Here is an 18,202-nt window from a genome sequence, read left to right as displayed (position 1 = left end):
GCTAAAAGTTATGGCTCAGAGATCCTGTCCACGCACCAACGGCGCGAGTCGCTCCAAAGCTTCTGTTAGGCCCGCCTGATGGGGATGTATAGACTGCACCTGCTGATAAGCCTCATAGGCATCTTCCGGCTTGCCAATCTCGTCCAGCATAATGGCCAATCCCATCACCGCATCAAAATGTGTCGGGTTGAGCGCAATCACCTGCTCCAAATCACTCAAAGCTGGTCCATATAGATCCAGTGCATAATAGGCACGCGCCCGCTCGGCCCAGCCTTGGGCAAATTCCGGCGCGTGATCCACCAGCGCCGTGGCATGTTCCACCGCGGCTTCCATCTCAGACACATCAATTGCTTTGCGCGTGCGGCGCAAAAGATAATCCGCCGTGGCAGACCCGGACGCATCCCACAGATGGCGAATTTGCCCAGCCAGTTGCTCTGCCCGCGCGGCATCCGCCACCTTCAACTCTGCCATCATACGCGACATTTCGCCGTCGGATACGATCTCAGCGGTGTCATTTTCCTGAGAAACGGCAACTGTTGGTTGAAATACCGTGACACACAGCACAAATGCCGCAACGGTAGGTTTGAGAAGATGTCGTAAGTTGACCATAACGTAAATCAATGTAGCCCGTGTGCGTGTGATTCCCAACATGTGCACAAGAATTTGAAGGATCAAGCAGATGAGCGATATCATTTCCGCCGCAGTGGCAGCCCTGACCGAGAAACTTGGCGGTGAAGCCTTTGACGGCTCTGCCAAATTTGCCATCGAAGGCGAAGGCGCCATCATCATCGACGCGGACGGCGTTCGCGCTGGCGACGACGACGCAGATGTGACCATGACTGCCGACGCAGACACCTTTCAGTCGATTCTCGACGGTGAACTGAACCCTACGGCGGCTTTCATGTCTGGCAAACTGGCAATTGACGGCGACATGGGCGCGGCGATGAAGCTGGGCGGCGTGCTGGCCTAATGACTTTGCAGAGCGCGCCTTTTCATCACGACGTTGCCGAAGGCCCAGAGGCGCAGGCTTACTGGGTGACAGCGGATGACGGGGTGCGCCTGCGCTTTGCCCATTGGCCTTTGGAAAACGCCAATGGCCCGGCCAAAGGGACTGTGCTGCTGTTTCCTGGCCGCACGGAATATGTGGAAAAATACGGCCGTGCTGCCGCAGATTTTGCGGCTCGTGGCTACGCGATGATTGCCATCGATTGGCGTGGTCAAGGGCTGGCGGATCGCATGGTGGAGCCCCGTTATGTGGGCTATGTCGAGACTTTTGCGGATTTTCAGCGCGACGTGGCCGCTGTCTTGACTGCGCTTGGCGGGTTGGACCTGCCGCAGCCCTGGCACTTGTTGGGCCACTCTATGGGCGGCTGCATTGGCCTGCGCGCGCTGCACGAAGGCTTGCCGGTCAAAACCGCCTCCTTCTCTGCCCCAATGTGGGGCATTGGTCTGGCACCCCACCTGCGGGCCGCCGCCTGGACAATTGGCGCATTGAGCAAACCTTTGGGATTTGGCGGCCGCCTGTCCCCGATGACCTCACCGGTCACCCTGGTGCTCGACCAACCGTTTGACGACAACACGCTGACCAAAGACCCCGACATGTACGCGTATATGCAGCGCCAAATGACCGGGCAGCCTGATCTCGCCCTTGCTGGGCCGGCAATCAACTGGGTCTATGAAGCGCTCAAGGAATGCAAAGACCTGCGTTCCCGTCCTTCGCCTGACATCCCGTGCCTGACCTTCCTCGGCACCGATGAGCGCATTGTGCACACTGGCGAGGTCCATGACCGAATGGCACGCTGGCCCAATGGCACGTTGGACCTGATTGAGGATGGTGAACATGAAGTCCTGATGGAAGTGCCGGAAACGCGCACCCACATCTTTGACGCCTGTGCTGCCTTTTATGACAGCCACTTCCCTGGGCATTCATAGTCCGGAAATATCCCGGTGTGTGTGAGAGGCTGGCCCCTCACTTTTCTTTGGCAGATATCACCCGTCGCGCATCACCCGCTGGCGCTGTTTGCCCAGCCCCGCAATGCTCAACTCCATCACATCCCCCGCTTGCAGATAGCGCGGCGGCTTGAAGCCCATGCCAACACCGGGCGGCGTGCCGGTGGCAATCACATCGCCAGGATGCAAGGTCATCATGTCGCTGAGATACGAGATGATCTCCGCCACGCCAAACACCATCGACACCGTATTGCCGGTCTGCACCCGCTCTCCATTGAGATCCAGCGCCAGCGCAAGGTCCTGCACATCCCCCACCTCATCCGGCGTCACCAGCCACGGCCCTAGCGGCCCAAAGCTGTCGCAGCTTTTGCCTTTGGTCCATTGCCCGCCACGCTCGATCTGGAAACTGCGCTCCGACACGTCGTTGGCGATGGTATAGCCTGCCACGTGGCTCAGCGCGTCTTCTTTGGAGACGTATTTTGCCGCCTTGCCAATCACCACGGCCAGCTCCACCTCCCAGTCGCCTTTTTCAGACCCGCGCGGCAGGATCACCGGATCATCCGGGCCCACAATGGCGCTAGTGGCTTTCATAAACAGGATTGGCTCTTTGGGAATATCCATGCCCGCCTCTTCGGCGTGGTCAGAATAGTTCAGACCAATGCACAGGTACTTGCCCACCTGCCCCACCGGTGCGCCCAGTCGCAGATCGCCTTCCGCCAGAGGCAGGCTTTCCGGATCCACCTCCGGCAGGTCCGCCAGCACGTCGCCAGCCAAATCTGCCACCACACCGGACAATTCCCGCACCTGTCCCGCCTTGTCCAACACGCCGGGCTTCTCCGCCCCACGTTCGCCATACCGCACAAACCGCATCTCAATCCTCCGTCTTTGACTTACCGCTATGCTCCCGCGCCGCGCAAAGGAGTGCAACCCCCTCTTGAACCTCCCGCCCCGCTCTGCCTATCTGATCCACAACAGATTTTTGAACAAAGGCCGCTTCCATGCTGAACCTTCCCTTTCCCGTCCGCGACGCAAACGCCTCCTCCGGCGCAAATGAGTTTGGTGACCTGCCAGAGTGGGACCTGAGCGACCTGTATACCGGCGACGACGCGCCAGAGCTGACCGCCGACCTGGACTGGCTTGAAGGCGAATGTGCCGCCTTTGCCTCCGATTATGAACGCGAACTGGCCGACCTGTCCGCTGCCGACCTACTAACCTGTGTGCAGCGCAACGAGAAAATCTCGCAAGTGTCCGGCCGCATCATGTCTTACGCCGGCCTGCGTTACTACCAGCTGACCACAGACGCCGAACGCGCGCAATTCATGGCCAACATGCAGGAAAAGCTGACAAACTTCTCCACACCGCTGGTGTTCTTCACGCTGGAACTCAACCGCATCGAAGATGACACCCTCTCCACCGCCTTTGCAGAAAACGCTGAGCTTGCGCGCTATGAGCCAGTCTTCCGCCGCATTCGCGCAATGAAGCCGCACCAGCTGTCGGACGAGCTGGAAAAATTCCTGCACGATCTTGGTGTGGTGGGCGACGCATGGGAGCGTCTGTTTGACGAAACCATCGCAGGGCTGACTTTCAACGTGAACGGCGAAGAGCTCAACATCGAAGGCACGCTGAATTTCCTGACCGACCCGGACCGCGAAAAGCGAGAAGCGGCGGCACGTGAGCTGGCCGAGGTTTTTGCCGAAAACATCAAAATCTTCGCGCGCGTGCACAACACCGCCGCCAAGGAAAAAGAAGTTGTGGACCGCTGGCGCAACATGCCGACCGCGCAAACCGGCCGTCACCTGTCCAACGATGTGGAACCCGAGGTGGTCGAGGCATTGCGCGACGCCGTGGTTGCCGCCTACCCCAAGCTCAGCCACCGCTACTACGAGCTGAAGCGCAAATGGCTGGGGCTGGACGTGATGCAGGTTTGGGACCGCAACGCACCGCTGCCCATGGAAGACCCAACCACCGTCGATTGGGACACCGCGCAAAAAACCGTGATGGACGCGTATAACGCCTTTGATCCACGTATGGGCGAGCTGGCAGAGCCATTCTTCACCAAAGGCTGGATTGATGCGGGTGTGAAACCCGGCAAGGCCCCCGGCGCTTTTGCCCACCCCACTGTGACCAACGTGCACCCCTATGTGATGCTCAACTATCTCGGCAAACCACGCGATGTCATGACCTTGGCGCATGAACTGGGCCACGGCGTGCACCAGGTGCTGGCCGCAGACCAGGGCGAGATGCTCTCCTCCACCCCGCTGACATTGGCGGAAACCGCCTCGGTGTTTGGCGAAATGCTCACCTTCCGCGCCATGCTGGACAAAGCCGAAACCCAGGAGCAGCGCAAAATCCTGCTGGCGGGCAAAGTTGAGGACATGATCAACACCGTGGTGCGCCAAATCGCGTTCTACGACTTTGAGTGCAAACTGCACGCCGCCCGTCGTGAAAGCGAGCTGACACCAGAAGACATCAACGCGCTTTGGATGTCGGTACAGGCCGAAAGCCTCGGCGAGGCGTTTGAATATATGGACGGCTATGAAACCTTCTGGGCCTATATTCCGCACTTTGTGCACTCGCCGTTCTACGTCTACGCCTATGCCTTTGGCGACGGCCTCGTAAACGCGCTCTATGCGGTTTATGCCGAAGGCGACGAAGGCTTTGAGGACAAATACTTCGAAATGCTCAAAGCGGGCGGCTCCAAGCACCACTCCGAACTGCTCGCACCATTTGGCCTGGACGCCTCCGATCCGAAGTTCTGGGACAAGGGTCTGAGCATGATTTCGTCAATGATCGACGAGCTTGAGGCGATGGAGTGACGCCTCAAGCTGTCTCGCAAATATCGAAGGGCCGGGGAAAACTCCCCGGCCCTTTTTCTTAGGCCGCCGCAGCAGCTTTGCCCCAGCTTTTGATGTGGTCCGCAACAGTGGACAGGGTGACACCAAAGGTCTCCTCAATCTGCTGCGTATCGATACACATGTCGTCATCGTCCATTTTGGCCAGCGCTCCGTACATGTCGGTCAGCATGTGCCCCATGCCCGGATTGCCAAAGGCCTCCGCCACCTGCGCCCCCAAAGCTTCGGGCGACTGCGGGGCAAAGGACACCGGGCGATCCACCCAGCCAGACAACAGCTCTGCCATTTGCCCACCAGTCAGCGGCGCGGGCGTGCCAATTTCAAAATGCTGCCCGGCCAGATCGGGACGGGTCAACGCCGCCACCACCACACGCGCTTGGTCAAAATGCGAGGTCCAAGTGACCTTCATTGTGTCCGGCAACGGCGGATAGGCCAGCACACCTTCGGTTTTCAGCTGCGGTGTCAAGAACCCGGGCAACAGGTTTTCCAGATAGATGGTGGGCTGCAAGACAATGGAGGGTATGCCGCTGTTCAAAACCGCCATCATGCCGCCCGTTGTGGCATCGATCATCATCGAAGATGGGTAACGGTCCCCTGTGGTGCCGCCGGTTGTAAACACCAGAAGCGGCAAGCCAACTTGATGCGCCGCAGTGAAAAACGCGGTCATCCAGGTTTGCGGATCTTCCGGATTGGTTGGGGCTGGCAGATGCAAGAAGGCCGCGTCTACGCCGTCCAGTGCCCGCGCGATGGCGTCAACATCATCCAAAGTGGCCGCATAGGCCTGCGCCGCGCCATGCATGTCGGAAATTTTGGCCTCGTCACGCGCAACGGCGCGCACGGTCAACCCTTTGGCAAGCGCTTCCTGCACAACGGGAGCGCCTTGTGCGCCGGTGGCGCCAAAAATGGCAACGGTCTGGTTCATAGTGGTTCTCCATGGTATGGTGGTTACTGTTAAGAACCACACTTAGGAGACTTGGTTTGTCACCAAAAGGAGGCACTAATTCATTGGATAGGAACACAGAAGTAACCCCCTCCGAGATTCAGGAGATGAACGACGGTGTGGACGCTTGGGTCGCCAATGACTTTAGCGGCACCTGTCCGGTGCGCGATGTGCTGGATCGGGTTGGAGACAAATGGAGCGTGCTGGTGGTGCTGCGACTGGGGCGTGGGCCGGAACGGTTTCGTGCCCTTTTGCGCGCGGTGGCGGGTATCTCGCAACGAATGTTGACTGTCACTTTACGTGGGCTGGAGCGGGATGGCTTAGTGCACCGCGAAGTCTTTGACACCCGTCCGCCCTCCGTTGAGTACAGCCTCACCCCTTTGGGTCACTCACTGCTGGGCCACATCACCGGCTTGGCCAACTGGGCAGTGGAGCACGAGGCGGACATTTCACAGGCGCAGACGGCCTATTCTCATAAGCATGGCTAACCGCGCGCACCACCTCACACTTGTTATCTGAATTGAACATGACCATGTGTTCTACCACTCAAGGGTGAGAGTGGAGGAGTTTAGCGTGACTGAGAACGGTATAGACCCCAATCGCGTGCGGCGCGTGCGCCGCATCATCATCCTCTACCCCTTTGCTCTGATTGTAGCCGCCATCGTGCTGAACCTATTGATTGGCGTTGCGCCGACGGTGCCAGCTGTGCCCTCCAAGCCCATCCTGGTTGCCTTCACCATCAGCGGACTGCTGCTGCTGGCCAACCATGTCTGGCTGATGACCAGCACCGAGCTCACGCGCCTCAAATATGGCCTACAGGCCACGCCGGAAGAATGGGCCAAGGCCGGAAAGCTGGAAACAGATGCGGACCCGAGTGGGACACGGGAAGTGAAGCGTCACCACGACGCCCATAACAACGCGTCAGAGAACACCCTCTACTTCGCGATCCTTGCTCCAGCTATGATGTTGATCTCGCCCTCAAAAAGCCTGGCGTTCATCTGGATGATTGGATTTGCCTTTGGCCGCCTTGGTCATGCCTATTCCTACCTGAGTGGTAAAGACGGCCTGCGTGGCATTTTTATGAGCCTAAGTCTGGTGTCGCTGTTTGGCATGTCCAGCTACTTGGCACTGGCCTTGCTGTTCTAGGCCTCAAAACACCCCCATCGCCAGCCCTGCCCCCAGCGCTGCGCCAAGCGCTGCGCAGCGCGTCAAATCCGCCGCGCCAATCACCTTCTCCGCGGAAATTTCGTCCTGCGTTTGCGCAAAAGTGCAGACAATCAGCGGCGGCTGCACCTCTTTGAGCCGCCATCCTGTGGCGATCCGCGCCAACTGCCGCGCCGCGCCCTGCCCGTCGGACCCGGCACAAATCATTTGCGCATACGGTCGCCCCTCGATCTGCCCCAGCACCGGATAGTAACAGCGGTCAAAAAATTCTTTCATCGCCCCCGAAAGCGCGGCGAGGTTTTCCGGCCCGCAGAACAGATAGCCATCCGCCGCAAGCACATCCTCTGGCTGTGCCTTTTCCGCAGACAAAAGCCGCGCATTCCCCTCCGCACGAGCCGCTGCAAACGCCGCCTCTGCCATTTGCCGACTGCCGCCTGTGCGAGTGTGATAGACAATCAAAACCTGCGCCATGTCCGCCCCTTGGCCGTTTATGCAAGCCCACCATAGCCGCGTGGAGGCTCCCGAAACAATCACACTCAAAGATTGAAGCGCCACGTCGCCTGTTCTACGCTCTGTTCAACTGGTTTTGCGTTACTTGTGCGCTTGTTTTGTCCATAGGAGACCCGATATGAAAGCCTTGTTAACCGCCGCCACTTTGGTACTGCTTTCAGCCCCTTTTAGCTCTGCACAATCTATCCTTGGCACGTGGACGTGCGCGCGCAGCGCAGCAGACAATGATGCGGTTTCCAATGTGACGTTTTCGGAAACCGGGCGACTGGATGCGCTGGTCAACATCGACTTCCTCGGGCTGGACCAAGAGGTCTCAGCCCAGGCGCGCTATCGCTCTGACTACCAGTTGGTCAACGGCACGCTCAGCGACACACCGGTCTCCGCCTATGTCAGCAAATTGACAATCGACGGTCAGGACGCACGCCGCAGCGAACATGCCGAAACCCTGCGCCGGGCCCTTCTGGACGGCAGCGATGCCAGCGCAACGGTCACATTCACTTCGGAAAACTACATGATCCTGTCGGCTGACAAAGCGCCAATCAACTGCGTGCGCATGTAGACGCGCCTTACTTCAGCAGATCCCCCACGATGCCAACCGCATCCACCACCGTTGAGAGGTCGTCCGAGACCTCCAAAATCTCATCATCCACGCGGATGTAGCGGTTGCCTTTGCCCGGAGCCTTCAACTTCCATTTGTCCAAATCGCCAATGTCGTCCCATTTCAAATCGGTCGGCAGCTTGGCACCACGAGTGTAGCGTTTCACCTGCCCCGGAGGAATGACCTTTCCGTTGCCATTGCCCTTGCCTGGCTTATCGATCTTCACTTTCTTGCTATTGCCTTGACCACCCTTGTCTTTTGCCAAGGCTCCATCCGCCACAAACAGTCCCATAGACACAGCCAGTGCCGCCACCAAAACGCTTCTCAAAATCATCTTCTGTCCTCACGATACAATCCAATACCCGACACAGTGCCATGACGCCCGTTTGCCGCAAAGCTCCAAGAACAAAGGTCGCAATAATCCGCTCTTGTTACGTCAACCTTTGACAAATGCGTCTCTGCTCCTAGGCTGCGACCAAACACACGCATTGGGGAAAAGAACATGCGCACCTTGGGGAAATGGTTGGGCCGGTTGCTGCTCATTGTGATTGTGGCTGTGGTTGCCTTTTTGATTGTGGCACCGGGACACGTAGAGAAATCGCGCAACACCGTGAAAGACCACGCGCCCTATGAGGTCAGCGATGCCGCGAAAGACCTGCACGCCAGCCTCACCGTAGGCGACTGGCATGCCGACACGCTGCTGTGGAAGCGTGACCCGCTGGAACTGGCAAATCGCGGGCAGGTCGACCTGCCCCGCCTGATCGAAGGCAATGTCGCCGTGCAAGTTTTCACCGCTGTGACCAAATCCCCGGCAGGCCAAAACTACGACAGCAACTCCGCCGATGCGCGCGACAACATCACGCTTCTGGCCGTCGGCCAATTGTGGCCACCTCGCACCTGGGACAGCATTTTTGAGCGCGCGGTTTACCAAGCCGAACGCCTGCAGGACGCAGAGGAGCGCTCTGACGGTCAGTTGCGCATCGTGCGCACCAAAGCAGAGCTTGATGCTGTGCTGGCCGACCGTGCCGCCGGCAAAACCGTTGTGGCCGGAATGCTGGGCATCGAAGGCGCACATCCGCTGGAAGGCGACATCGACAACCTGCAAAAGCTGCAAGACGTCGGCTACCGCGTGATTGGCCTGCAGCATTTCTTTGACAACGAACTCGGCGGCTCGCTGCATGGCATTGGCAACAAAGGCCTGACCGACTTTGGCCACGAGGTGGTGAAAGCCGTGGAAGCGCGCAATCTGGTGATCGACGTGGCCCACTCCAGCCCACAGGTGGCGCGCGAGGTCATCGAGATGACCAACATGCCAATGATCGTCAGCCACACCGGCATCTACGGCAACTGCCCGGTGAAACGAAACTATGAAGACGCGCTGATGCAGGCAATCGTGCAAAACGGCATGGACCAGGGCGGCGGCGTGGTTGGCATCGGCTATTGGGCGGATGTGACCTGTGATGACAGCCCGGCGGGCGTGGCCAAAACCGTGAGAGCGGCGGTGGACCTGTTGGGCGAAAACCACGTGTCCTTGGGTTCGGACTTCGACGGCTCTGTGGGCACGGCGTTTGACACCTCCGAGCTGGCAGCACTCACGCAGGCCCTAATGGACGCAGGATTGAGCGAGGCACAAATCCGCAAAGTGATGGGTGAGAATATGCTGCGCGTGCTGCGGGCGCGGTTGGACTAACTTTTTTCCAAAAAGAGAAGCTCCCGAGCGTTCATTCGGGAGCTTCGGCGGTGTTTACACACGCTTCATGCTGGTGAATTCCTTAGTCAGAATTCCGCCAACCGCTCTTCCATCAACGACGCCAACCTCTCCCCCGAACGATGAACCCAATCAGGTTCAAAATTCCTGATGGTGATCCAAAACAAAGGCCCAGCAGGCCAATAGGTCACATCCAAACAGCCTTTGGCTTTGAGGTCTTCTTTGAAATGCCAATGCCGGTTGTTGGGGTACTTTTTACGGCTCAATGTGGTGATGTGTGACATAGTCAGCCCCAGCGCCGAAGCCGCGCCGCTCAAGACCTCCTCCATAGCGTCCAGGCTCAACTCACCTGTGACCTCTACTTGAATATTACGAGACTTATCCGTGTCTTTGATCGTCCGTTTCGGCATACCGTGTACCTTTTTTACTACCAGTTCCGGTAACCAAAATGGACTTTTTTGAAAGCACAAGGGGGGATTCTTGGTATCCCGCTCGAACGCCTCTGAACGTTTGCACCTCGAAAACGGACGTTCTCTGCAAACGTAAAAAAGGCGGCCCAAAGGCCGCCTTCTTCGTCTCACTCAACAGCCGGTTTAGCCGTCGAAATCAACCTGCTCGGTGATTTTCAGCGCCTGGGAGCGGTGACCGGCGAGGGTCATCAGGTTCACGTCATCAGCGGTGAACTCACCCCAGCTTTTCACCAGTTCAGAGGCTTCGGTGCCCGGCGCGATTGGGTACTCGAAGTTGGCTTCCGCGTAGATTTCCTGCGCATGTGGCGAGGTCAGGAATTCCATCATCTTGATGGCGTTGTCTTTGTTTGGTGCGGATTTGGTCAGCGCCACACCGGAAACGTTCACGTGGGTGCCGCCGTTCTCGAAGGTTGGGAACACGATGCGTACGCTGTCGGCCCATTCTTTCTGCTCTTCGTCACCCAGCATCTTACCCATGTAGTAGGTGTTGCCCACTGAGATGTCACATTCGCCAGCCCAGATCGCTTTCACCTGAGCGCGGTCGTTGCCCTGTGGCTTGCGCGCGAGGTTGGACTTCACGCCTTCCAGCCAGGTTTTTGCACCTTCTTCGCCGTGATGCTCGATCACTGCGGAGGTCAGTGCCACGTTATAGGCGTTGGTGCCGGAACGGGTGCAGACGCGGCCCGCCCATTTTGGGTCTGCCAAGTCTTCGTAGGTGGTGACTTCACCATCAGCGACGCGGTCTTTGGACGCGTATACGATACGTGCACGGGTGGTCAGACCAAACCACTGGTTGTCCGGGTCACGGTACTGCGCTGGCACGTTGGCGTTGATCACGTCGCTTTCTACCGGCTGAGTCAGACCTGCATTCACAACACCGGCCAGACGCGAGATGTCCACGGTCAGAACGAGGTCGGCTGGGGAACGCTCGCCTTCGGCTTCCAGACGCTCGATCATGCCTTTCTGCAAGTAAGCAACGTTCACTTTGATGCCGGTTTCAGCGGTGAAAGCATCGGTCAGCGGCTTGATCAGCTCAGGCTGGCGATAGGAGTAGACGTTGACTTCTTCAGCCAGAACTGGCGCGGCAACGGCTGCAGCGGCTGTAAAGAAGATCGACGTGGAAAGAAATTTGGTCATGTCATCACTCACGGTGTCACGGTTTCGATGACGCCGCTTTAATCTGAGTTTTTTAATCAGGTCAATACCTGAATAATTCATTCAGGATTAATTTTCCGTGACTTTTCCTCTGCCTTCACCTCATCCCAGAGCGCATCCATCTCGGCTAGGTCGCTCTCCTGTGGGGTTTTTCCGCGCGCTTTGAGCTTGGCCTCGACCCCCTCAAACCGCCTGACAAACTTGGCATTTGTGGCACGCAGCGCCGCCTCGGGTTCGATCTTCAAATGCCGCGCAAGATTGGCGATCACAAACAGCATGTCGCCAAACTCTTCTTCGATCTCCACCTGCGACAGCGTGTCCCGTGCTTCAGCCAGCTCTCCGGCTTCCTCAACAATTTTGTCAACCACTTGAGAGATGTCCGGCCAGTCAAACCCAACCCGCGCCGCGCGGTTCTGCAATTTCACCGCGCGCAGCAAAGCTGGCAACCCTAGCGCCACACCATCCAGCGTGCCTTGCTGCGCTTTCCCTGCCCGTTCCGCCGCCTTCACGGTTTCCCAATCGCGGGTTTGCTGTTCGGCGGATTTGTCCCGGTTTTCATCGCCAAACACATGCGGATGACGCGCGACCATCTTGTCCGACATCGTGTCCGCCACCTCATCAAAGGTGAACAAGCCCCGTTCCGTCGCCATCTGCGCATGAAACACCGACTGGAACAGCAAATCGCCCAATTCACCCTTCAACTCATCCCAGGCCTCGCGTTCAATCGCATCCGCCACCTCATAAGCTTCCTCAATTGTGTAGGGTGCAATGGTGGAGAAATCCTGTTCAATGTCCCAAGGGCAGCCGGTCTCCGGATCACGCAAACGCCGCATGATTTCCAAAAGACGCGGCAATCCGCCGTTGGGATTGAGGATAAGAGGATCTTCGGCCATTGCGTCGCGCTCCGGAATTTGCTTTTGATGTTAACTGAACGACCATTCAGAGAAGGTGTCCGCCCATGCCTGTTGTAAACCGTATTGCCGATTTTTCCGCCGAAATGAAGGGCTGGCGTCGCTACCTGCACGCGCACCCGGAACTGGCGTTTGATTGCCACAAGACCGCCGCCTTTGTCGTCGCGCGCCTGAAAGAGTTTGGCGTCGACGAAATCCACGAAGGCATTGCGACCTCCGGCGTGGTTGCGATCATCAACGGTCAGGGCGACGGCCCCACCATGGGCCTGCGCGCCGACATGGACGCCTTGCCGATGGACGAGATCACCGGCCTGGACCACGCCAGCACCGTCGACGGAAAAATGCATGCCTGTGGCCATGACGGCCACACCACCATGCTGCTTGGTGCCGCCAAATACCTCGCGGAAACCCGCAAGTTCTCCGGCCGTGTGGCGCTGTTCTTCCAGCCTGCTGAGGAAGACGGCGGCGGCGCAGGCGTGATGGTTGAGGAAGGCGCGATGGAGCGCTTTGACGTAAAAGACATCTACGCGATCCACAACGTGCCTGGCCTGCCGCTTGGCGAGTTCCACACCACCCCCGGCCCGATCATGGCCGCCGTGGACAGCTTCACCATCAAGCTTCAAGGCAAAGGCGGCCATGGTGCCTACCCGCAAGACACTGTTGATCCTGTGGTTGCCGCTGTTGCCATGGTCAACGCTATCCAAACCATCGTCAGCCGCAACCACGACACCCGTAACGAATGTGTGGTCTCCGTCACCCAGATCCACGCCGGCTCCGCCGACAACGTGATCCCCGATGGCGGCTTCATCAACGGTACCATCCGCACCTTTGACAAAGAGGTGCAGGCCATGATCCACCGCCGTCTGGACGAGATCACCAAAGGCACAGCTGCGGCCTATGGTCTTGAGGCCGTGCTGGACATCGATGTGGGCTACCCCGCCACCGTGAACCACGAAGCCCAAACCGCCTTTGCCGCTGATGTGGCGCGTGACATTGCTGGTGATGTGGCGGTGAACGCCGATCAAGGCATGGAAATGGGCGCGGAAGACTTTTCTTACATGCTCGAATCCCGCCCTGGCGCCTACCTGTTCTTGGGCGCTGGCGAAGGCGCAGGCCTGCACCACCCGGCGTTTGATTTTAACGACGACATCTCGCCAATCGGCGCGTCTTTCTTTGCCCGTTTGGTGGAAACCGCGCAGCCGCTGTAACCAATTTGCGGGCGGTCTTGGCACAAGATCGCCCGCACCGCGTCTTCAGGCTTGACCTTTCTGGTGAATTTGCGAAATTTGATCAAATTCTGCAGGAAGGAACACGCCCATGGCACTGGAAGATGCCAAAACCCAAGTTGATATGGCCTTCACCCGCGACGACCCGCGCGGCTTGAGCTTTGAAAATACCTTTGGCGGGGCCACGTCTTTCCTGCGCCGCCGCTATTCCAAAGACCTCACCGACGTCGACATCGCCGTGACCGGCATCCCGTTTGACCAGGCCGTGACCAACCGCCCCGGCACCCGCCTTGGCCCCCGCGCCATCCGCGAGGCCAGCGCCATTCAGGCGTTTGATCCGCCTTATGGCTGGGGCTACGACCCGATGAGCGCGCTCAACATCGTGGACTATGGCGATGTGGCCTTTGACTATGCTCGCGTGGCCGACTTCCCCGAAGCGCTGACCAACCACATTCGCGGCATTCTTGCGGGCGGCGCGGCCAGCATATCCTTGGGTGGCGATCATTACATCACCTACCCGATCCTCAAAGCTTACGCTGAGAAATTTGGCCCGCTGAGCCTATTGCAGTTTGATGCCCACACCGACACCTGGGCTGACGACGAACCCAACCGCATCGACCACGGCACCATGTTTTACAAGGCCGTAAAGGACGGTCTGATCGACCCCACACGTTCGGTTCAAGTTGGCATCCGCACCGAAAACCCAGACACATTGGGCTTCAACATCATCGACGCACGCGAAGTGCATGAAACCGGCCCCGTGGTTGTGGCACAAAAAATCCGCGACATTCTTGGCGACCACCCTACCTATCTGACCTTTGACATTGACGGGTTGGACCCGGCCTTTGCGCCGGGCACCGGCACACCGGTCTGGGGCGGTTTGACCAGCGGGCAAGCCAGCATAATCCTGCGCGACATCGCAGGTATCAATCTTGTTGGCGGTGACGTGGTTGAGGTCTCTCCCCCATTTGACACCACCGGCGCCACTGCCGTGGCCGGGGCGCATATTGCCTTGGAATTGATCTGCCTCTGGGGATGGACGCGGCGTTAGTACGCACCCCTCTGGAAACCAACACAAACGCCGCTTAGGTTGCAGGCATCGAGTGATCTACTCGGCCTGCCCAAGCGTATGATCTCTAAAATGGGGGCGCAGCGCTTCGGCCTGTGAGTGTGAGGTGCAAAAAATGACGTTTCTCTGGTTAATTCTAGTATTGGCCGTTGCCTTTGCCATCTACGTGCGCGTGGCGCCAAGCGATCCCGCCAAGTGGCACAAAGAACCGCAGGTTGCCCATGACAGCGACAATGAAAACTCCGTGCGGCGGCTGGTGATGTCCGGACGCGACGGCTTGGACCGCTTCCACCAGGTCGCCATGGGCACACCACGCACCACTGTGCTTGCGGGCTCTGTTGAAGATGGCGTGGTCACCTATGTGACCCGCTCCAAACTTATGGCCTACCCCGACTACACCACCGCCTATCAAGACGGTGACATGCTCAAGGTCTATGGCCGCTCACGATTTGGACGCAAGGATTTTGGCGTGAACGCCAACCGGGTCGAGACTTGGATCGACGCTCTGTAACGGCGCCTTCAAACTGGAGCTCAGGCACCCGGGCGAAATCTCCCGCCACATTGGCACATTCAGAGACATCTGACACTGCGCCATGAACATGCGCCCATCCACCTGCAAACAAATGGTCTCGCCCACCTCAATGCGCTGGCCCTGCTTGTCGGTGCAATAACAATCCACCGGCACGCCATTCATCATCCCGTCAGCCGTCGCTGAAGATGCCAGCAGAGCAAATATCAAGGTCAGGTGTCGCATAAGCCCAGTATAGCGCAAACCGCGCTCTTGACCAAACCCGCGTATTGTCTCACTTAGCAGCATGGTACCGATAGAACGACTGCATCAGATCACCCAACGTTTTGAGTTCCTTGAGGCGCAGATGGCCGAAGGCAGCGGCGACATCGCCGCGCTCGCCAAGGAGTATTCCGACCTCAAGCCAGTGGTGGAACAGGTGCAGGCCTACCAAAAGCTGCTCAGCGACATCGAAGAAGCCGAAGAAATGCTGTCGGATCCAGACATGAAAGATCTGGCCGAAGAAGAGCTGCCCGAGCTGCGCGCCGCCCTGCCCGAAGCCGAGCACGCTTTGCAGCTGTCGCTTTTGCCCAAAGATGAAGCTGACGCCCGCCCCGCCATTCTGGAAATCCGCCCCGGCACCGGTGGCGACGAAGCGGCCTTGTTCGCTGGCGACCTGCTGCGCATGTACCAACGCTACGCCGAAAACCGTGGCTGGAAACTCGACATCCTTGAGGAAAACGCCACCGAGCTTGGCGGCATCAAAGAGGTTGTTGCGCACATCAAAGGCGAAAACGTCTTTGCCCGCATGAAATATGAATCCGGCGTGCACCGGGTGCAGCGCGTGCCCACCACCGAAAGCGGCGGGCGCATTCACACCTCCGCCGCCACCGTGGCCGTGCTGCCCGAAGCTGAGGACGTGGACGTAAAAATCGACGCAGGTGATATTCGCATCGACACCATGCGCGCCTCCGGCTCTGGCGGTCAGCACGTGAACACCACGGACTCCGCCGTGCGCATCACCCACCTGCCCACCGGTATCATTGTGGTGAGCTCGGAAAAATCGCAGCACCGCAACCGCGAGATTGCGATGCAGGTTCTGAAAACCCGTCTGTTTGATCTGGAACGCCAGCGCATCGACGACGAACGCGCCGCAGACCGTGCCGGCCAAGTTGGCTCCGGTGACCGGTCTGAACGCATCCGCACCTACAACTTCCCGCAAGGCCGGATGAGCGATCATCGCATCAACCTGACGCTCTATAAGCTCGATCAGATCATGCAGGGCGATCTGGACGAAACCATCGACGCCTTGACCGCAGATGCACAGGCCACGGCGCTGGCGGAGATGAACGGGTGAAAGGCACCATCGCAGCTCTGGTGAAACGGGCCGTTGAAGTCTTGCAGGACATCCCGGTCAACGATCCGGTGAAAGAAGCCCGTCTTCTGGTCAGCCATGCCGCCGGCATTCGGCCTGACCGACTTACGCTGGAGTTGCGCGAAGACGCAACCGAAGAGCAGGCCGCGGCTCTTGAAGCCCTGCTGGCCCGCCGCCAAGCCCGAGAGCCTGTGTCCCACATGCTTGGCAAACGCGCGTTTTATAATCACGAGTTCATAGTAACCGCAGACACGCTTGATCCCCGCCCCGAGACCGAAATTCTGGTGTCTCTCGCACTTGGGACCCGCTTCTCCAACGTGCTGGATATGGGCACCGGCACCGGCGCAATCATCCTGTCCCTTTTGGCAGAAACTCCAAATGCAAAAGGGGTTGCCACCGACCTTTCGTCAGCAGCTCTAACTGTGGCGGTGCAAAACGCTGAAACCCTTGAGGTGACCAATAGGCTGTCTCTGCTCGAAAGCGATTGGTACACCGAAGTGACCGGCACCTTTGACCTGATCGTGTCCAACCCGCCCTACATCGCACTGAACGAAATGCCGTCGCTTGCCCCGGAGCTCTCCTATGAGCCACGCATGGCCCTCACAGACGAAGCTGACGGTCTCACCGCCTATCGCAAGATCGCTGCAGGCGCACCTGCACACCTCAACACAGACGGCTGGCTCATGGTGGAAATTGGTTGGCAACAAGGTCCGGACGTGGCTGCGCTCTTTGAGGATGCGGGCCTGATAAACGTCGCCATCAAGCCCGATCTGGACGGGCGCGACCGCGTGGTGATCGGCCAAAAGGCCTAAAACCCACGCAAATTTTCCTTTTTGCAAGCTTTGGCGCGATAAAAGCACTTGTGCGAACGTCCAAGGCACAATATCAAGTTCGTGTCCTATTGGTGGATGCCCGTTTTGCGGGCGGTCCCGATTGGACATCAAGCCACAAATTGTCGCCCCCGGAATTCTGATCGCAAGAGGCGTGAAACGGGATGAGCGACCGCAATTGATCAAGGCTGGATTGCAGATAAAATGAGATCTTCGAAGTCACGCTCGCGGAATAAGTCAAACCGCAATCGCCCTACGTCGGGCAATATCGTCAACCGTGTGTTTGACAGTTCTGGCCCGGAAGGCAAGGTGCGCGGCACCCCTCAACAGGTGATCGACAAATACAATCAACTCGCGCGCGACAGCCAATTGGGCAATGACCGCGTTGCGACGGAAAACTTCCAGCAACACGCCGAACATTATCAGCGTATGTTGAACGAAGCGCAGCGCGAGCAAGAAGCGCGCCGCGAGGAACAAGACCGCCAGAACCGCGAACGCCAGGCCGAGCGCGACCGCGAACGCCGCGAGCGCATGGAGCGTCAGGAACGCGAAGGCAACAGCGGTGGCGGCACCCGCGACAAAACCCCTGCCCCACAAGAGGCAGCGGCAGCACCGGTGGACCCGTCTGAGGCTGACCAGCCTGATCTGATTGTGGACGTGGCTGAAAGCAATCTGGTGGTGGACACCCCGGAGGCCGAAGCGCCCGCGCCTAAGAAAGCCCCACGCAAACGCGCCCCGCGCAAAAAGCTTGAGGACAAAGCTGACGCGCCTGCGGAAAAAACCGAGAAAAAGCCACGTCGTTCGTCAAAGAAAGCTGAAGCTCCAGCAGAACCCGCTGCCGCTCCGGCTGAAGACAGCAAAGCCGCCGAATAACCGGCCGCCTCTACGTCAGACAAAAAACCCCTCGCTGGTCCAGCCTGCGAGGGGTGTTCTTTT

Annotated in this window: 21 protein-coding genes; 13 read left to right on the top strand and 8 right to left on the bottom strand. The window is 58.5% G+C overall.

Annotated features, from left to right (window positions below):
- Positions 1 to 15: 15 nt before the first annotated feature.
- The gene (locus JXR15_RS09645; RefSeq protein WP_422053022.1) at positions 16 to 609 is read right to left on the bottom strand and encodes a tetratricopeptide repeat protein; all 594 of its coding nucleotides are present in this window, start codon (positions 607 to 609) and stop codon (positions 16 to 18) included.
- Positions 610 to 679: 70 nt separating this feature from the next.
- Between JXR15_RS09645 and JXR15_RS09640 the strand changes: the two genes are divergently transcribed.
- Both JXR15_RS09640 and JXR15_RS09635 read left to right on the top strand, forming a co-directional pair.
- Positions 680 to 970: an SCP2 sterol-binding domain-containing protein gene (locus tag JXR15_RS09640; protein ID WP_299419591.1), complete on the top strand. Its 291-nt coding sequence runs from the start codon at positions 680 to 682 to the stop codon at positions 968 to 970.
- A complete protein-coding gene (locus JXR15_RS09635) occupies positions 970 to 1,932 on the top strand; it encodes an alpha/beta hydrolase (RefSeq protein WP_422053021.1) in 963 nt (320 codons plus the stop codon). The genes JXR15_RS09640 and JXR15_RS09635 overlap by 1 nt, the downstream gene beginning before the upstream one ends.
- Before the next feature lie 57 nt (positions 1,933 to 1,989).
- Here JXR15_RS09635 and JXR15_RS09630 read toward each other — a convergent pair whose 3' ends face one another.
- Positions 1,990 to 2,820, bottom strand: a complete 831-nt coding sequence (locus tag JXR15_RS09630) for a fumarylacetoacetate hydrolase family protein (RefSeq protein WP_422053020.1) — start codon at positions 2,818 to 2,820, stop codon at positions 1,990 to 1,992.
- A gap of 128 nt (positions 2,821 to 2,948) precedes the next feature.
- Between JXR15_RS09630 and JXR15_RS09625 the strand changes: the two genes are divergently transcribed.
- A complete protein-coding gene (locus JXR15_RS09625) occupies positions 2,949 to 4,766 on the top strand; it encodes a M3 family oligoendopeptidase (protein ID WP_422053019.1) in 1,818 nt (605 codons plus the stop codon).
- Positions 4,767 to 4,824: 58 nt separating this feature from the next.
- Here JXR15_RS09625 and JXR15_RS09620 read toward each other — a convergent pair whose 3' ends face one another.
- The gene (locus JXR15_RS09620) at positions 4,825 to 5,724 is read right to left on the bottom strand and encodes an SDR family oxidoreductase (protein ID WP_422053018.1); all 900 of its coding nucleotides are present in this window, start codon (positions 5,722 to 5,724) and stop codon (positions 4,825 to 4,827) included.
- 83 nt (positions 5,725 to 5,807) lie between these two features.
- Here JXR15_RS09620 and JXR15_RS09615 point away from each other — a divergent pair, with 83 nt between their 5' ends.
- Entirely contained in the window at positions 5,808 to 6,230 is a 423-nt protein-coding gene (locus JXR15_RS09615) for a winged helix-turn-helix transcriptional regulator (protein WP_422053017.1), read from the top strand.
- A gap of 85 nt (positions 6,231 to 6,315) precedes the next feature.
- The gene (locus JXR15_RS09610; protein WP_422053016.1) at positions 6,316 to 6,888 is read left to right on the top strand and encodes an MAPEG family protein; all 573 of its coding nucleotides are present in this window, start codon (positions 6,316 to 6,318) and stop codon (positions 6,886 to 6,888) included.
- Positions 6,889 to 6,891: 3 nt separating this feature from the next.
- Here JXR15_RS09610 and JXR15_RS09605 read toward each other — a convergent pair whose 3' ends face one another.
- Positions 6,892 to 7,377 (bottom strand): flavodoxin family protein, encoded by a 486-nt coding sequence (locus JXR15_RS09605; protein WP_422053015.1) that lies wholly within the window; start codon positions 7,375 to 7,377, stop codon positions 6,892 to 6,894.
- Between the two features lie 157 nt (positions 7,378 to 7,534).
- Between JXR15_RS09605 and JXR15_RS09600 the strand changes: the two genes are divergently transcribed.
- Positions 7,535 to 7,975: a hypothetical protein gene (locus tag JXR15_RS09600; protein WP_422053014.1), complete on the top strand. Its 441-nt coding sequence runs from the start codon at positions 7,535 to 7,537 to the stop codon at positions 7,973 to 7,975.
- A 7-nt stretch (positions 7,976 to 7,982) separates the two neighbouring features.
- Here the strand turns inward: JXR15_RS09600 and JXR15_RS09595 are convergent, their stop codons facing one another.
- Positions 7,983 to 8,348: a hypothetical protein gene (locus JXR15_RS09595; RefSeq protein WP_422053013.1), complete on the bottom strand. Its 366-nt coding sequence runs from the start codon at positions 8,346 to 8,348 to the stop codon at positions 7,983 to 7,985.
- 168 nt (positions 8,349 to 8,516) lie between these two features.
- Here JXR15_RS09595 and JXR15_RS09590 point away from each other — a divergent pair, with 168 nt between their 5' ends.
- Positions 8,517 to 9,704 (top strand): dipeptidase, encoded by a 1,188-nt coding sequence (locus tag JXR15_RS09590; RefSeq protein ID WP_422053012.1) that lies wholly within the window; start codon positions 8,517 to 8,519, stop codon positions 9,702 to 9,704.
- 86 nt (positions 9,705 to 9,790) lie between these two features.
- On the opposite strand, the gene JXR15_RS09585 is transcribed toward JXR15_RS09590, so the two are convergent.
- The 3 genes from JXR15_RS09585 to mazG all read right to left on the bottom strand — a co-directional run bounded on the left by JXR15_RS09585 (position 9,791) and on the right by mazG (position 12,240).
- Positions 9,791 to 10,132 carry a hypothetical protein gene (locus JXR15_RS09585; RefSeq protein ID WP_422053011.1) on the bottom strand — a complete coding sequence of 114 codons (342 nt, stop codon included), beginning with the start codon at positions 10,130 to 10,132 and terminating at the stop codon, positions 9,791 to 9,793.
- Between the two features lie 183 nt (positions 10,133 to 10,315).
- On the bottom strand, positions 10,316 to 11,329 hold the full coding sequence (locus JXR15_RS09580; RefSeq protein ID WP_422053010.1) for a Fe(3+) ABC transporter substrate-binding protein: 1,014 nt from the start codon (positions 11,327 to 11,329) through the stop codon (positions 10,316 to 10,318).
- A gap of 77 nt (positions 11,330 to 11,406) precedes the next feature.
- Complete coding sequence (mazG, locus tag JXR15_RS09575) at positions 11,407 to 12,240, bottom strand: nucleoside triphosphate pyrophosphohydrolase (RefSeq protein ID WP_422053009.1); 834 nt, start codon at positions 12,238 to 12,240, stop codon at positions 11,407 to 11,409.
- 65 nt (positions 12,241 to 12,305) lie between these two features.
- Here mazG and JXR15_RS09570 point away from each other — a divergent pair, with 65 nt between their 5' ends.
- The 6 genes from JXR15_RS09570 (at position 12,306) to JXR15_RS09545 (ending at position 18,139) form a co-directional block, all read left to right on the top strand.
- Positions 12,306 to 13,466 carry a M20 aminoacylase family protein gene (locus JXR15_RS09570; RefSeq protein ID WP_422053008.1) on the top strand — a complete coding sequence of 387 codons (1,161 nt, stop codon included), beginning with the start codon at positions 12,306 to 12,308 and terminating at the stop codon, positions 13,464 to 13,466.
- 109 nt (positions 13,467 to 13,575) lie between these two features.
- Positions 13,576 to 14,535 carry an agmatinase gene (gene speB / locus JXR15_RS09565; protein ID WP_422053007.1) on the top strand — a complete coding sequence of 320 codons (960 nt, stop codon included), beginning with the start codon at positions 13,576 to 13,578 and terminating at the stop codon, positions 14,533 to 14,535.
- Positions 14,536 to 14,668: 133 nt separating this feature from the next.
- Entirely contained in the window at positions 14,669 to 15,064 is a 396-nt protein-coding gene (locus tag JXR15_RS09560) for a DUF1499 domain-containing protein (protein WP_422053006.1), read from the top strand.
- A gap of 304 nt (positions 15,065 to 15,368) precedes the next feature.
- Positions 15,369 to 16,418, top strand: coding sequence for a peptide chain release factor 1 (prfA, locus tag JXR15_RS09555; protein ID WP_422053005.1), 1,050 nt, complete (start codon positions 15,369 to 15,371; stop codon positions 16,416 to 16,418).
- Complete coding sequence (gene prmC, locus JXR15_RS09550) at positions 16,415 to 17,248, top strand: peptide chain release factor N(5)-glutamine methyltransferase (protein ID WP_422053004.1); 834 nt, start codon at positions 16,415 to 16,417, stop codon at positions 17,246 to 17,248. The genes prfA and prmC overlap by 4 nt, the downstream gene beginning before the upstream one ends.
- A 222-nt stretch (positions 17,249 to 17,470) precedes the next feature.
- Positions 17,471 to 18,139, top strand: coding sequence for a DUF4167 domain-containing protein (locus JXR15_RS09545; RefSeq protein ID WP_422053003.1), 669 nt, complete (start codon positions 17,471 to 17,473; stop codon positions 18,137 to 18,139).
- Positions 18,140 to 18,202 lie beyond the last annotated feature (63 nt).

It is taken from the genome of Shimia sp. (assembly GCF_049116215.1).
GTDB lineage: Bacteria > Pseudomonadota > Alphaproteobacteria > Rhodobacterales > Rhodobacteraceae > Shimia.
Note: the sequence above shows the minus strand (reverse complement) of the source record. Positions and strands in the feature narration are given on the sequence as shown.